At 68.9% G+C, this 13,851-nt stretch carries 14 protein-coding genes; 11 read left to right on the forward strand and 3 right to left on the reverse strand.

The genetic code is table 11. From position 1 onward, the window contains the following. Positions 1-7: 7 nt before the first annotated feature. From WHX56_RS06745 to WHX56_RS06785, 9 genes are all read left to right on the forward strand, one after another. Positions 8-1,045 carry an aliphatic amidase gene (locus WHX56_RS06745; protein ID WP_129244933.1) on the forward strand — a complete coding sequence of 346 codons (1,038 nt, stop codon included), beginning with the start codon at positions 8-10 and terminating at the stop codon, positions 1,043-1,045. A 67-nt stretch (positions 1,046-1,112) separates the two neighbouring features. Then, on the forward strand, positions 1,113-1,919 hold the full coding sequence (locus WHX56_RS06750) for a CbbQ/NirQ/NorQ/GpvN family protein (protein WP_338880817.1): 807 nt from the start codon (positions 1,113-1,115) through the stop codon (positions 1,917-1,919). Between the two features lie 2 nt (positions 1,920-1,921). Beyond that, positions 1,922-3,880: a nitric oxide reductase activation protein NorD gene (locus WHX56_RS06755; RefSeq protein WP_338880818.1), complete on the forward strand. Its 1,959-nt coding sequence runs from the start codon at positions 1,922-1,924 to the stop codon at positions 3,878-3,880. 97 nt (positions 3,881-3,977) lie between these two features. Further along, positions 3,978-5,132, forward strand: a complete 1,155-nt coding sequence (locus WHX56_RS06760; RefSeq protein ID WP_129244939.1) for a transporter substrate-binding domain-containing protein — start codon at positions 3,978-3,980, stop codon at positions 5,130-5,132. Next, complete coding sequence (locus WHX56_RS06765) at positions 5,132-5,761, forward strand: ANTAR domain-containing response regulator (protein WP_338880819.1); 630 nt, start codon at positions 5,132-5,134, stop codon at positions 5,759-5,761. The genes WHX56_RS06760 and WHX56_RS06765 overlap by 1 nt, the downstream gene beginning before the upstream one ends. 118 nt (positions 5,762-5,879) lie before the next feature. After that, positions 5,880-6,848: a tripartite tricarboxylate transporter substrate binding protein gene (locus tag WHX56_RS06770; RefSeq protein WP_338880820.1), complete on the forward strand. Its 969-nt coding sequence runs from the start codon at positions 5,880-5,882 to the stop codon at positions 6,846-6,848. Continuing rightward, positions 6,849-7,514, forward strand: coding sequence for a 3-oxoacid CoA-transferase subunit A (locus tag WHX56_RS06775; RefSeq protein WP_338880821.1), 666 nt, complete (start codon positions 6,849-6,851; stop codon positions 7,512-7,514). 1 nt (position 7,515) lies between these two features. Next, positions 7,516-8,214, forward strand: a complete 699-nt coding sequence (locus tag WHX56_RS06780; RefSeq protein WP_338880822.1) for a 3-oxoacid CoA-transferase subunit B — start codon at positions 7,516-7,518, stop codon at positions 8,212-8,214. A 35-nt stretch (positions 8,215-8,249) separates the two neighbouring features. Continuing rightward, a complete protein-coding gene (locus WHX56_RS06785; protein WP_338880823.1) occupies positions 8,250-9,212 on the forward strand; it encodes a tripartite tricarboxylate transporter substrate binding protein in 963 nt (320 codons plus the stop codon). A gap of 3 nt (positions 9,213-9,215) precedes the next feature. Here the strand turns inward: WHX56_RS06785 and pcaD are convergent, their stop codons facing one another. Then, positions 9,216-10,013, reverse strand: a complete 798-nt coding sequence (gene pcaD, locus WHX56_RS06790; protein WP_338880824.1) for a 3-oxoadipate enol-lactonase — start codon at positions 10,011-10,013, stop codon at positions 9,216-9,218. Positions 10,014-10,113: 100 nt separating this feature from the next. On the opposite strand from pcaD, the gene WHX56_RS06795 reads away from it, so the two are divergent. Further along, entirely contained in the window at positions 10,114-11,079 is a 966-nt protein-coding gene (locus tag WHX56_RS06795) for a LysR family transcriptional regulator (protein ID WP_129244954.1), read from the forward strand. On the opposite strand, the gene WHX56_RS06800 is transcribed toward WHX56_RS06795, so the two are convergent. After that, positions 11,015-11,776, reverse strand: coding sequence for a maleate cis-trans isomerase family protein (locus tag WHX56_RS06800; protein ID WP_129244956.1), 762 nt, complete (start codon positions 11,774-11,776; stop codon positions 11,015-11,017). The genes WHX56_RS06795 and WHX56_RS06800 overlap by 65 nt on opposite strands. Before the next feature lie 83 nt (positions 11,777-11,859). Further along, on the reverse strand, positions 11,860-12,819 hold the full coding sequence (locus tag WHX56_RS06805; protein ID WP_129244958.1) for a Bug family tripartite tricarboxylate transporter substrate binding protein: 960 nt from the start codon (positions 12,817-12,819) through the stop codon (positions 11,860-11,862). Positions 12,820-12,938: 119 nt separating this feature from the next. Between WHX56_RS06805 and WHX56_RS06810 the strand changes: the two genes are divergently transcribed. After that, a complete protein-coding gene (locus tag WHX56_RS06810; RefSeq protein WP_129244961.1) occupies positions 12,939-13,826 on the forward strand; it encodes a LysR substrate-binding domain-containing protein in 888 nt (295 codons plus the stop codon). Positions 13,827-13,851 lie beyond the last annotated feature (25 nt).

Here is a 13,851-nt window from a genome sequence, read left to right on the forward strand (position 1 = left end):
CATTGCCATGAGACACGGAGATATCTCCAGCAGCAACGATTGCGTGGGGGTGGCGGTGGTGAACTACAAGATGCCGCGGCTGCACACCCGGGCGGAGGTGATGGAGAACGCCCGCAAGATCGCCGACATGGTCGTGGGCATGAAGCGCGGCCTGCCCGGCATGGACCTGGTCATCTTTCCCGAGTATTCCACCCACGGCATCATGTACGACGCCAAGGAAATGTACGAGACCGCGTCGGCCATTCCCGGCGAAGAGACGGCGGTGTTCGCCGAGGCCTGCCGCAAGGCCAATGTATGGGGCGTGTTCTCGCTGACCGGCGAGCGCCACGAGGAACACCCGAACAAGGCGCCCTACAACACGCTCATCCTCATGAACAACAAGGGCGAGATCGTGCAGAAGTACCGCAAGATCATGCCCTGGGTTCCCATCGAGGGCTGGTATCCGGGCGACTGCACCTATGTGTCCGAAGGCCCCAAGGGCATGAAGATCAGCCTCATCATCTGCGACGACGGCAACTATCCGGAAATCTGGCGCGACTGCGCGATGCGGGGGGCGGAACTGATCATCCGCTGCCAGGGCTATATGTACCCGGCCAAGGACCAGCAGGTGATGGTGTCCAAGGCCATGGCCTGGATGAACAACGTCTATGTGGCGGTGGCCAACGCGGCGGGTTTCGACGGCGTCTATTCCTACTTCGGCCATTCGGCCATCATCGGCTTCGACGGCCGCACGCTGGGCGAATGCGGCGAGGAAGACATGGGCGTGCAGTACGCCGAACTGTCGACCAGCCTCATCCGCGACGCGCGCAAGAACATGCAGTCGCAGAACCATCTGTTCAAGCTGGTCCACCGCGGGTACACCGGCAAGATCAACTCCGGCGAGGAGGCCACCGGCGTCGCGGCCTGCCCGTACAACTTCTACGCGAACTGGATCAACGACCCGGAGGGCACGCGCAAGATGGTCGAATCCTTCACGCGGTCCACGGTGGGAACGCCGGAATGCCCGGTGGACGGCATCCCCAACGAGGCGTCCAAGCACCGCTAGGCGCGTTTGCCACCCATCCCGTCCGGCCGCGCCCCGCGCCGGCCGGACGCTTTCCGAGGAGTGAACCGTGCCGTCTCCGCTCGATACCTACCGGATTGCGCAAGAACCGTTCTACCGTCCCTCCGGCCGGGAAACCGCGCTGTACGAACACGCCTACGCGCACCGGCTGCCGATGATCCTGAAGGGCCCCACCGGCTGCGGCAAGACGCGGTTCGTGGAGTACATGGCCTGGAGGCTGGGCCGTCCGCTGGTCACGCTGGCGTGCAACGAAGACATGACGGCCTCCGATCTCGTGGGCCGCTACCTGCTGGACGCCGCCGGCACCGCCTGGCACGACGGCCCGCTGACGCTGGCCGTGCGCCACGGCGGCATCTGTTACCTGGACGAGGTCGTCGAGGCTCGCCAGGACACGACGGTGGTCATCCATCCGCTGACCGACGCGCGGCGCATCCTGCCGCTGGACAAGAAGGGCGAGGTGGTGCGGGCGCATCCGGACTTCCAGTTGGTGGTGTCGTACAACCCCGGCTACCAGAGCAGCGCCAAGGATCTCAAGCCGTCCACGCGGCAGCGCTTCGTCGCCCTGGATTTCGATTATCCGGACGCGGCGCTCGAAGCCGGGGTCGTGGCGCACGAGGCCGGCATCGACGCCGGGCTGGCGCAACGGCTGGTGCGCATCGCGCACAGTTCGCGCGAACTCAAGCGCCACGGATTGGACGAAGGCGTGTCCACCCGCATGCTGATCTATGCCGGCATCCTCATCCGCGACGGCGTCAGCCCCGCCGATAGCTGCGACATGACCATGACCCGCGCGCTGACCGACGATCCCGACATGGCGGCGGCCTTGCGGGCGATCATCGACGCCCATCTGGAATGAACATGCGAGCCGTCCTGTCCGCGGGGGAGGGGGCCGGCGCCGGAAGGCGGCTGGCGGAGACGCTGGCCGACAAGCTGCGGCGCCTGGGCGCGCGCGGCGGCGAGGACCAGGCCGCCGAGGCGCGGCGCTGGATCGAGGCCCTGCGCGGCGAGGATCCCGAATGCGCCCAGGCCGTGGCCGACCGGCTGGACCAGTTGATGGCGCGGCTCACGGCCGGGGGGCTGGGACGCTGGATATTGGCGGGCCTGCGGCGCTACGAGCGCCAGCCCGCCCTGCAGCGCGCCTACTTCGAACTGCGCGACGCCTACGCCCGCGAGGCCTTGCACGGCGAGGCGGGCGCGCAGGACCTGGAGGCCGCGCAGGCGAGCCTGTCGTGGCTGCTGTGCGGCCTGTCGGGCCGGGGGCTGGCGGTGGAACCCTTGCGCCGGGCGGCGCTGGACGGCCCGCCGTCGCGTCCCGTCCTGGCGCCCTCGCACCTGCTGGTTCCGGACAGCTATACCGTGCTGGACGGCGCCGACCGGCGGGCGCTGTACCGCGCGGCGGTGGCGCACGCGGCGGCCCACCTGCGCTATTCGCCGGCCGCGCAGCCCGTCCTGAGCCTGAAGCCGATGGGCGTGGCGGTGGCGTCGGCCATCGAGGACGCGCGGGTGGAGCGCCTGCTGGCGGCCGACTATCCGGGCGTGCGCCGCTGGTTCCTGCCGTTCGTGCCGCCGCGGCCCGATCCGGACGACCTGGGGTTCGCGGCGCTGATCCAGCGCATGAGCCGCCTGCTGATGGATCCCGGCCTGCGCGACGACAATCATTGGGTGAACAAGGCGCGGACGCTGTTCGAGGCGCAGGCGCCGGACCTGCGCGACGCGGCGGCCTTCCGGTGCCTGGCGTCGGTGCTGGCCAACGACCTGGGGCAGATGCGGGTGCGCTTCAACCCGCAGCAATACGCCGTGCCCGTGCCCTACCGCGACGACAACGCGTACCTGTGGGACTACGGCGACGCGGCCGAGCCGCCGCCCGAGCTTGCCCTGGGCGCGCAGGGCGCGGCCGCGGCGCCCGGGGGGAAAGGCGACCTTCAGGAGGCCGCCTCCGAAACGGAACTGGGACGCTATCGCTATCCCGAATGGGACTACAGGCTGGGCCGCAGCCGGCCCGACTGGTGCACCGTGATCGAGAAGCTGCCCGCCTGGAACGGCGCCGCGCCCGCCACGCCCGCAGGCCGCGCGCAGCGCCTGGCCCTGCCGCGGTCGCGCCGCCTGAGCCGCGCGCGGCGCCTGAGACGGCAATGGGAAGGGGACGACATCGACCTGAACGCGGCGATCGAGGTCCTGATCGACCGGCGCCTGGACCTGGCGCCGGACGCCCGTTTTTTCATGCGGCCGGGCAGCCAGCCCTGCGCCTGCAGCACGCTGGTGCTGCTGGACCTGTCGGCATCCGCCAACGATGCGGCGCCCGAGGCGGGGACGACGGTGCTGGACCTGGAGAAGCAGGCGGCGCTGCTGCTGGCGCGGGCCGTGTCGGGCGAGGGCGACCGGATCGCCGTGCACGGATTCTGCTCGGATACCCGGGCGGCGGTGTACTACTACCGTCTGCTGGACGCCGGCGGCCCGCAGGCGCCGGACCGCATCGGCGCGGCCCAGGCCCGCTACTCGACGCGCCTGGGCGCGGCGCTGCGGCATGCCGGCGCGCTGGCGCTGCGCGCGCCGGGAGAACGCCGGGCCATCATCGTCGTGACCGACGGCGAACCGTCGGACGTGGACGCGCACGATCCGCGCTACCTGGTGGACGACGCGCGCGAGGCGGTGCTGGAGCTGCGGGGCCGGGGCTTGCGGGTGCACTGCGTGGCGCTGGACGCCAGGGCCGAGCCGCAGTTGCGGGCCATGTTCGGCTTTCGCGACTACCGGATCGTGACGAACCCGGCGGCGCTGCCGGCGGCGCTGGTCCGCGCCTACGCCCGGGCGACCTTGTGACGACCCCAGGAATCCACGTGTTGACGCCGCCTGCGCCTGTGCTGAAACTGATGACCTCGACAAAGGATGGATTCCCGCGCCAGCGGGCGTCTCGATCATGGCAAACAAAGATCCTATCCGCGTAGGCGTGTTGTTCTCCGAAACGGGGGCCACATCGACCATCGGCCGTTCCCAACTGCATGGCACGCTGCTGGCCATCGACGAAATCAACGAGGGGGGCGGTGTCGACGGCCGGGAGATCGTGCCGGTGCGCTATGACCCCCGCTCCGACCCGGCCACCTACAGCGTGCTGGCGGAACGGTTGATCACGCAGGACCGGGTGAACGTCATTTTCGGCTGCTATATGTCCAGCAGCCGCAAGGCGGTGCTGCCGGTGGTCGAAAAATGGAACCGCCTGCTGTTCTACCCGACGCTCTACGAAGGGTTCGAGTTTTCCAACAACATCATCTACACCGGCGCCGCGCCCAACCAGAACAGCGTGCAACTGGCGGAATTCATGACCGCCAACTTCGGCGCCCGGGTCTACCTGATCGGATCGGACTACATCTACCCCTATGAATCCAACCGCATCATGGGAGAACTGGTGCTGCAGCGCCAGGACAGCGCCAAGCTGGGCGAGCGCTACGTGCCGCTGACCGCGACCGAACGCGACTACCGCGAGATCCTGGACGACATCCGCAACAAGCGGCCGGACTTCATCTTCTCCACCGTGGTGGGCAATTCCACGGCCTGCCTGTACCGCGCCTACGCGGACGCGGGCTTCGACCCCAAGACCATGCCCATCGCCAGCCTCACGACGTCCGAGGCCGAGATCTCGCAGATGGAGCCCGAGGTGGCGGCCGGGCATTTCACGTCCGCGCCGTACTTCCAGTCGATCGATTCCGACATCAACCGGCGCTGCCTGGAGCGGCTGCGCCGGCGCTTCGGCCACGATTGCGTGCCCAACCTGTGCTGGGAGGCGGCGTATTTCCAGATGCACATCTTCGCCAACGCCTTCCGCGACACCGGCACCGACGAGATCGCGCAAATCCTGCCGCGCGTGCTGCAAAGCGAATTCCAGGCGCCCCAGGGCCGCGTGCGCATCGATCCCACCAACCACCACACCTGCCTGTATCCCCGCGTCGGCCGGGTCAACGCCAAGGGCCAGTTCACCATCGTGCGCGAGGCCACCCGGCCCGTGCATCCCGATCCGTACCTGGTCACGCATTCGCTCGGCGACTGGACGGCCACCTTGAGCTCGCTGGAGATCTGATGGGCGAAACCGCCAGCCGCCAGCGCGCGGTGCGCGCGACGCCTTCCCTGCTCAAGGACCTGCGCACGCTGCGGATCGCCGTCTATCATCCCGACGATGCCGACGGCCGCCAGTTGACGCAGCAGCTTCAGCGGATCGGCTGTCAGGTGCAGACCTTCTGGCCGCCGGCGCCGACCCTGCCCGAAGGGCTGGACGCGGTATTCCTGGCGGTGCGCCCCGACGTGATCGACCTGGGCTTCGAATGGGCCAAGAGCGACGACGCGCCCATGGTCATCGCCATCGTGACCTACGAAAACCCCACCATCGTCGAAGCGGTGCTGCGCATCGGCGCCAAGGCGGTCCTGCCTTCGCCGGTGCGCTCGTTCGGGCTGCTGTCTTCCCTGGTGGTGGCGCGGCAGGTCTACGACGACATCAAGTCGCATGCCCGCCGCCTGCGCAAGCTCGAAGGCAAGCTGCTGGGCGTGCGCCGCATCGCGGAGGCCAAGAGCATCCTCATGCGCACGCGCAACGTCACCGAAGGCCAGGCCTACGACCTGATCCGGGAGCAGGCCATGAACAAGCGCGTCACCACCGAGGAGATCGCGGGCGCCATCGTCAACGCCAACGAAATACTGTCGCTGGGAAAGTAGGGGCGCTCTTCGGCCCGGGCGAACGCAGTCCTCCATTTTCCAGAATAGGCATGGCGCGGGCCGGGGTACATACTTGGCTCCAGACCGACCACGACGATGGTCGCGAAGGGAGACAAGCATGTTGCATCCGCGACGTTGGCTGACCGCCGGCGCGATCGCGTTCGCCCTGTCGAACGCGGCCCAGGCCGCCTGGCCCGAAAGGCCCATTACGCTCCTCGTCCCCGCCGCTCCGGGGGGCACCACCGATATCTCCGCGCGCCTGATCGCGGACAAGCTGTCCGCCAGGCTGGGCCAGCAGGTCATCGTGGAAAACCGCGCGGGCGCGGCCGGCATCATCGGCGCGCAGGCGCTGGCGCGGGCCAAGCCCGACGGCTACACCCTGCTGATGGGCAATATCGGCCCCAACGCGATCAACTACGCGCTGTACAAGACGCTGCCCTACAAGCCGTCCGACTTCGCGCCGGTCACGCTGGTGATCTCGGTGCCCAATGTGCTGGTGGTGAACGAGGCCTCGCCGGCGCGCACCGTGGCGGACCTGCGGGCGGAAGCGCGGCGGGATCCGTCCAAGGTGTCCTTCGGCAGCTCGGGCGCGGGCCAGTCGCCGCATTTGTCGGCCGAACTCTTCAAGCAGCGCGCCGGCATCTCCGGCACGCACGTGCCCTACAAGGGCGCGGGGCCCGCCGTGGCCGCGCTGCTGGGCCAGCAGTTCACCTTCATGATCGACAACCTGCCCAGCTCCATGCCGTACATCCAGTCCGGCAAGCTGCGCGCGCTGGCCGTCACCAGCGACAAACGCCTGGCGGAGCTGCCGGACGTGCCCACCATGGCCGAGGCCGGCGTGAAGGACATGGTGGTCACCGCCTGGTTCGGCCTGGTCGCGCCGGCCGGCACGCCGAAGGACGTCATCGACAAACTCTACGCCGCTACGCGCGACGTCGTGCAAAGCCCCGGCATCCGCGACCGCTTCAAGGCCATGGGCGGGCAGGCGGGCGGCAACACCCCGGCCGAATTCTCGGTCTTCATCGACCAGGAGCGCGGCCGCTGGAAGCAGATCGTGGATGCGGCCGGATTGGCGCGGGAGCAATAAGTGATCGACAAGATTCAAGCATCCATGGCCGAGGCCGTGGCGGTGATCCCGGATGGCGCTTCGGTGCTGGTGGGCGGCTTCGGCGAGGCGGGCGTGCCCTACGAATTGCTGCATTGCCTGGCGGATCTGGGGCGGCGCGATCTCACCATCATCTCGAACAACGCCGGCACCTTCGAGCGCGGCATCGCCGCGCTGCTGATCCGCAAGCAAGTGCGCAAGATCGTTTGCTCGCATCCGCGTCCGCCCAATTCCGAAGCCTTCGCGCGCGCCTACCGCGCCGGCGAGGTGGAACTGGAATGCGTGCCGCAGGGCACCCTGGCCGAACGCCTGCGCGCCGCGGGCGCGGGGCTGGGGCCGTTCTACACGCCGACCGGCTACGGCACCGAACTGGCCGAAGGCCGCCGCCAGGAAATCATCGACGGCGTGGGCTATGTGCTGGAACGGCCGCTGCGCGGCGACTACGCGCTGATCCGCGCGCATCTGGGCGACCGCTGGGGCAACCTGATGTACCGGCACGCCGCGCGCAATTTCAACCCGGTGATGTGCATGGCGGCGGGCCACGCCATCGCCCAGGTCGACGAGACAGTGCCGCTGGGCGCCTTTGCGCCCGAGCAGGTCATGACGCAGGGCATCTTCGTGAAATCCGTCGTGCGGGTGGAGGCCTGACATGCAACGACCCACAGGCTTGACCCGGCAGCAGGTCGCGCAGTTGCTGGCCGGCGACATCCCGGACGGTTCCATCGTCAACCTCGGCATCGGCATGCCGACGCTGGTGGGCGACTATCTTCCGTCCGACAAGGACATCCTGCTGCACAGCGAGAACGGCATCCTGGGCATGGGCCCCGCCGCCAGCGGCGAGGACGTGGACACGGACCTGATCAACGCCAGCCGCCAGCCGGTCACGCTGCGGGAGGGCGCGTCGATCACCGAGCACACCGTGTCCTTCGCCATGATGCGCGGCGGCCATCTGGACTACGCCGTGCTGGGCGCCTTCCAGGTGTCGGAACGGGGCGACCTGGCCAACTGGAAGACCGACGCCGCCGACGCCATTCCCGCAGTGGGCGGCGCGATGGACCTGGCCGTGGGCGCCAGGCAGGTGCTGGTCACGATGGAGCATTGCGGGCGCGACGGCTCGCCCAAGCTCCTCGGGCAATGCACCTATCCGCTGACGGGCAAGGGCGTGGTGACGCGCATCTACACCGACCTGGCCGTGATCGACGTGGCGCCGGAAGGCTTCCGCGTCCACGCCATGACGTCCGGCGTCGATGAAGCGTTCCTGCGTTCGGCGACCGGAGCGCCGCTGCATTTTCGGGAGGCGCCTCGCCGCATCGTGCTGGATGCCGGCGGCACGCCACGTTACGTCTGACGCGTTGCGCCCGATCCCGGGCCAAGGAGACCCTGATGATCCGTTCCATACTGGCCGCGGCAATGCTCGGCATATCGTGCCTGGGGGCCGCGCAGGCGGGGCCCGCGTATCCCGACAGGCCGATCACCTTGCTGATTCCCTATCCGCCCGGCGGCAGCGCGGACATGCTGGCGCGTCCGCTGGGCGCGGAACTACAGAGGAAGTGGGGCCAGCCCGTGGTGCTGGAGTACAAGCCGGGCGCGGGCGGGACCATCGCGTCGGCGCAGTTGGCGCGCGCCAAGCCCGACGGCCATACCCTGCTGATGGTGCTGGCGGCCCACGCCATCAACCCCAGCCTGTATCCGTCCCTGCCCTACGACACGCGGCGCGACTTTGCGCCGGTATCGCTGGCGGCCACTCTGCCGATGCTGGTGGCGGCGCCCCTGGCCACGCCGGCCGATACCGTCGGCGAACTCATCGCCTACGGCAAGAGCCATCCCGGCAAGCTCAGCTTTGCGTCGGCGGGCAACGGCAACACCAGCCATCTGGCCGCCGAAATGTTCAAAAACCAGACCGGCGCGGACATGATGCACGTGCCCTACAAGGGCAGCGGTCCGGCGGTGGTCGCGCTGCTGGGCGGGGAGGTCTCGCTGATGTTCGACAGCATTTCCACATCGCTGCCGCAGGTGCGGGCGGGCAAGCTGAAGGCCATCGCCGTGACGGGGGAGCGCCGCTCCCCCTTGCTGCCCGACGTGCCGACGGTGGCCGAAACCGTGCCGGGCTTCGTGGTGAACGGCTGGTACGGCGTACTGGCGCCCGCCGGCACGCCGCCCGCCATCGTCGATACCTTGAGCCGCGGCATCGCCGAAGCGCTGGCGGTGCCGGCGCTGAAGCAGCAGGTGGAGGGATACGGCTATGAAATCGTGGGCTCCACCTCCGACGAGTTCGCCCGCCACATCGACCGCGAGCTGGCGGCCTGGAAGAAGGCGGTCGAAACCTCGGGCGCCAGGCTGAACTGATCTTCAGGCCGCCAGCAGGAATTCCAGCACCGAGGCCTCGAAGGCCTCGGGCAATTCGACGTTCGACAAGTGCACGGCGGGCAGGACCAGCAGCCTGGCGCCCGGGATCGTGGCGGCGATCCGTTCGCCGTGGCTGGCCGCCGTCACCGTGTCGTCCCGGCCGGCGATGACGAGCGTGGGATTGGGGATCAGGGCGATGGTGCGGCGCAGGTCGGTGTCGCGCACGGCCGCGAAAGCGCCCGCCAGGCCGTGCTTGTCGGTGCGCAACAGCATGTCGCGGAACTTGTCCACGGTGGCCCCGCCGGCCTGGAGCATCGCGGGCGGAAACCAGTTCCCCAGAAAGGTCGACGCCGTTTCTTCCATGTCGCCGGCCCGCAGCGTGGCGGCGATGCGCTCGTCCCATTGCGGTGCCGGCCCCAGGTAGGCGGAAGTATTGCTCAGGACCAGGCGGTCGATCCGTTCCGGCGCGTGCACGCCCAGCCATTGCCCGATGATGCCGCCCAGCGACAGGCCCAGGAAATGCGCGCGGACGATGCCCAGTCCGTCCAGCAGTTCCAGGACGTCGCGGCCCAGGCGATCCAGCGAATAGGCGCCCGGCGGCACGCTGGACGAGCCGTGGCCGCGGGTGTCGTAGCGCAGCACGCGGAAGCGGCGCGCCAGCGCGGGGATCTGCGCGTCCCACATGCGCAGCGTGGTGCCGATGGAGTTCGACAGCACCAGCGTCGGCAGGCCGGGGTCGCCATCGTAGCGGTAAGCGACGCGGGCGCCGTCGCCCGTAATGAAAATAGAAGTCTCGTGCATGATGGGTTTGCCTCGCGGTGGATGAATGAGGCAAAGCGTAGTTGCGCGGCCTTCAATAAGAAATTACAAAGTTCGCACAATCATTGTCGGAAAAACGGACATGAGCGAATTTACGCTGCACGATCTGCAATGCTTCGACGCGGTGGTGCGCGAGGGCGGCTTCCAGGCCGCGGCCGCGTCGCTGCACCGCTCGCATCCGGCGGTGTTCGCCGCCGTGGCCAGGCTGGAGCGGCAACTTGGCTTCGCCTTGCTGGACCGCGGCGGCTATCGCGTGCGCCCGACCGGCGCGGGGCAGTCTTTCCACGGCCGCGCCCAGTCGCTGCTGCGCGAACTGACCGCCTTGCGCGCGCATGCCGGGCAACTGGCCATGGGCGAGGAAACCGAACTGCGCATCGTGGTCGGCGATTTCTGCCCGCGTCCCTATGTGCTGGGGCTGCTGAGCCGCTTCTTCGAGACCTGCCCGGCCACGCGGCTGGACCTGTATTTCGAGGCCGTATCGGGGCCGCTGGAACGCCTGTGCGACGGCGAGGCGGACCTCATCCTGCACCGCGTGGACAAAAGCGACGCCCGCCTCGAATGGGTCGATCTGGCCAAGGTGCCTTTCGTGCCGGTGGTGGCGCCGGAGTTCCTGCGCGAACCCGCGGCGCGCGCGATCCGCCCGGCGCAGATGCGCGACTACACGCAATGCGTCATGCGCGACACCGCGAGGCACACGCCGTCGCGGGACTATTTCACGATAGCGGGCGCGCGCCAGTGCACGGTCGCGGACCAGTTGATGAAGAAAGAGATCATCCTGCAGGGCATGGGATGGGGCCACATGCCGCGCTTTCTCATCGAAGAGGAACTGCGGGATGGCCGGCTGCGCTCGATCGCCAATCCCCATTTGCCCGGAAGCGTCGAGGAACTGGTGGCGGCGCGGCGCCTGGACGTGGCGCAGGGGCCGGTCTCGAACCGCCTGTGGCGCTACTTGCAGGACGCGGCGCCCGGCTTGCGCCGCGCGCTCAATACTTGCCCGTCAGCAGCTCGCCCGCGCCCGGCACGCGCGCCTCGAGGTCCAGCACCTTGAGCATCCGGTAGACCGTCGCGGCCGCGGCGGTCACCACGGGCAGGCCCAGGCGGTCCTGCACCGGCTGGATCGACGCCAGCGAGGGCATCTGCACGCAGGCGGACAGCACCACGGCGTCCACCCCGCGGGTGTCCAGGCGCGCCACGTGGCTGGCGGGCGCCAGCGGATCCTGCGCGCCGACCTCCAGGTTGTCGGCGATCTCCAGCGACAGGCTGTCTTGCACTTCGATGCCCTCGTGCTCGATGTAGTCCACGACCAGGCGGGTCAGCGGCTTCATGTAGGGGGTCAGGATGGACACCTTGCGGGCGCCGATGGCGTGCAGGCCTTCGACCAGCGCGCCCGCGCTGGAAATGACGGGCGCGGGCGCGCCATTGTCCACGGTGGCCCGGTGCAGCCGTTCCTGCGAGACGCGGTGGTAGCCCAGGCCCTGGCTCATGATCGCGACCAGGCAGGCGTAGCCCAGCACGTCCACGCGCGCGTCCGAGAGTTCCTGCGCGCAGCGGTCGGATTCCCGGTCCATCGAGGCCAGTTCCGCCGCCGTCACCTGCTTCATGCGCATGCGGCTGGAATGGAAGGTGAAGCGCTCCGGGGCGATGGTCTCGCGCAGGCGCAGCATGGCCGGGATCTCGGTCTCCATGGTGGTGTTGGAACTGGGCACGATCTGGCCGATGCGCAAGGCGCGGGGGGATGTCGTCATGGAGGCGCTCGTGGAAAAAAGGCGAAAGGGGGTCCGGCCTCGCGCCGCGGGCGCGAGGGTGGGGCAATGCGGCGGAGGGGGGATCAGTCGGCGGTGATGCCCGCGGCGGCGACGGTGCGCTGCCAGTAGGCCAGTTCGGTGGCGACGCGCTGGTTCAGCGCTTCGGGGCCTTCGAAGCGGGCCTCGATGCCGGCCGCCTGGGCGCGCTGCACCGTGGCGGGCTGCTTGAGCGCGGCGTCGACGCTGGCGGCCAGCTTGTCGATGACCGGCTGCGGCGTGCCCGCCGGCGCGAACAGCGCCACCCAGGATTCCAGCAGGTATTCGGGCAGGCCGGCTTCGGCGGTGGTGGGCACGTCGGGCAGCATGGGATGGCGCTTGGGACTGGTGACCGCCAGGGCCTTCAGCTTGCCGGTCTGCACGTGGCCCATCACCGAGGGCGGCGTGGTGATGAACACCTGCACATTGCCGGCCAGCACGTCCTGGATGGCCGCGCCCGACCCGCGGTACGGGACGTGGAACATCGCCGCGCCGGTCTGCTGCTTGAAGACTTCGGTGCCCAGGTGGGACAGCGAGCCCACGCCTTGCGAGGCGTAGTTGAAGCGGCCGGGCGAATCCTTGACCTCGGCCACGAACTCCGTGATGTTGGTGGCCTTGATGGACGGGTGCACGGCGATCACGTTGCTGGACACCGTCACCAGCCCGACCGGCACGAAGTCCTTGGGCGCCCAGGGCAGCTTGGCCGTGAGGTTGGGGTTACCCACGTGATAGGCCGAGTACGACACCAGCAGGGTGTAGCCGTCGGGATTGGCGCGCGCGACATACTGGTACGCGATGTTGCCGCTGCCGCCGTCCTTGTTTTCGACCACCACCGGTTTGCCCAGCGCGGCGGCCAGCGGCTCGGCCACGATGCGGGCGGACGTGTCCACCAGCCCGCCCGGCGGATTGGGAACGACGAGGGACAGGGTGCGGTTGGGGAAGTCGTCGGCGGCGTGGGCGCCGACTGCCGCTCCGGACAGCAAGGCGGCGGCGAGCAATTTCTGCATGGCAGGTCTCCAGTTATTGTCGTGTGCTCTATGGGCAGGGCTTATTCTGCTCGCCGCGAACGATAGTTTCCAATATAGTTTTTGTCTGGTTTCATATCTTTCCCAAATAACTGGACGCCATGGAAATCCGCCAGCTCCGCTATTTCGCCGTGTTGGCGGAAGAATTGAACTTCACGCGGGCCGCGGCGCGCCTGCATATTTCGCAGCCGCCGCTCAGCCTGCAGATCGCCCAGCTCGAACGCGAACTCGACGTCAGGCTGTTCGACCGCAACAACCGGCGCGTGACGCTGACCGAGGCGGGAGAGGCCTTCCTGAACGATGTGCGCGCCCTGCTGGCCAGCCTGAAGGACGCCACCGTGCGGGCGCGCGCGGTGGACCAGGGGCTGGCGGGCCGCATCGAGGTCGGGCTGTCGGGGTCGCATTTCCTGGGCCCGGTGCCGGCGCTGATCGCGCGCTACACGGCCGAGCATCCGCAGGTGTCCGTGCTGCTCAATGAAATGAATCCGGCGCTGCAACTGGAGGCGCTGCGAGGGCATCGCATCGACGTCAGCATTTCGCGCACCGCGGTCGACGACGAAGAGCTGCAGGCGATGCCGCTGTGGCCCGACCCGGTGGTGGCGGCATTGCCCAGGCAGCATCGCCTGGCCGGCCGCAAGCGGCTGGAACTGAGCGATCTGGCGGGGGACGCTTTCGTCGTGCTGCGGCAGGACACGTCGGGGTTTGCGCGTTTCCTGGCCGAAACCTGCGCGCGCGCCGGCTTGCCGCTTTCGGTGGCGCAGACGGTGGCCGAGGTGCCGGCACAACTGGCGCTGGTGGCGGCGGGGCTGGGCGTGGCGCTGGTGCCGCGCTCGACGTGCCGCCACGTCGGCGACCGCGTGGCGGTGTGCAGCCTGCCCGCCGCGATCTCGCGCGCCACGGTGTACGCGGTGACCCGGCGCCAGGGCAGGCGGCGGGCGCTGGATACCTTCCTGCAGACGGCGGCGCAGATGGGGGACGGCGAGGGATAAGGCGGCGGCAGCCCGTGCGCCGCGT

Origin of the sequence: Achromobacter veterisilvae (assembly GCF_037619525.1) — a bacterium.
Classification (GTDB): Bacteria; Pseudomonadota; Gammaproteobacteria; order Burkholderiales; family Burkholderiaceae_B; genus Achromobacter; species Achromobacter veterisilvae.

Excerpts from the sequence above, each read along its gene's own strand:
- WHX56_RS06755 (WP_338880818.1), top strand. The coding sequence starts at position 1,922 with ATGCGAGCCGTCCTGTCCGCGGGGGAGGGGGCCGGCGCCGGAAGGCGG.
- WHX56_RS06765 (WP_338880819.1), top strand. The coding sequence starts at position 5,132 with ATGGGCGAAACCGCCAGCCGCCAGCGCGCGGTGCGCGCGACGCCTTCC.
- WHX56_RS06760 (WP_129244939.1), top strand. The coding sequence starts at position 3,978 with ATGGCAAACAAAGATCCTATCCGCGTAGGCGTGTTGTTCTCCGAAACG.
- pcaD (WP_338880824.1), bottom strand. The coding sequence starts at position 10,013 with ATGCACGAGACTTCTATTTTCATTACGGGCGACGGCGCCCGCGTCGCT.
- WHX56_RS06810 (WP_129244961.1), top strand. The coding sequence starts at position 12,939 with ATGGAAATCCGCCAGCTCCGCTATTTCGCCGTGTTGGCGGAAGAATTG.
- WHX56_RS06780 (WP_338880822.1), top strand. The coding sequence starts at position 7,516 with ATGCAACGACCCACAGGCTTGACCCGGCAGCAGGTCGCGCAGTTGCTG.
- WHX56_RS06745 (WP_129244933.1), top strand. The coding sequence starts at position 8 with ATGAGACACGGAGATATCTCCAGCAGCAACGATTGCGTGGGGGTGGCG.
- WHX56_RS06805 (WP_129244958.1), bottom strand. The coding sequence starts at position 12,819 with ATGCAGAAATTGCTCGCCGCCGCCTTGCTGTCCGGAGCGGCAGTCGGC.
- WHX56_RS06785 (WP_338880823.1), top strand. The coding sequence starts at position 8,250 with ATGATCCGTTCCATACTGGCCGCGGCAATGCTCGGCATATCGTGCCTG.
- WHX56_RS06770 (WP_338880820.1), top strand. The coding sequence starts at position 5,880 with ATGTTGCATCCGCGACGTTGGCTGACCGCCGGCGCGATCGCGTTCGCC.
- WHX56_RS06795 (WP_129244954.1), top strand. The coding sequence starts at position 10,114 with ATGAGCGAATTTACGCTGCACGATCTGCAATGCTTCGACGCGGTGGTG.
- WHX56_RS06800 (WP_129244956.1), bottom strand. The coding sequence starts at position 11,776 with ATGACGACATCCCCCCGCGCCTTGCGCATCGGCCAGATCGTGCCCAGT.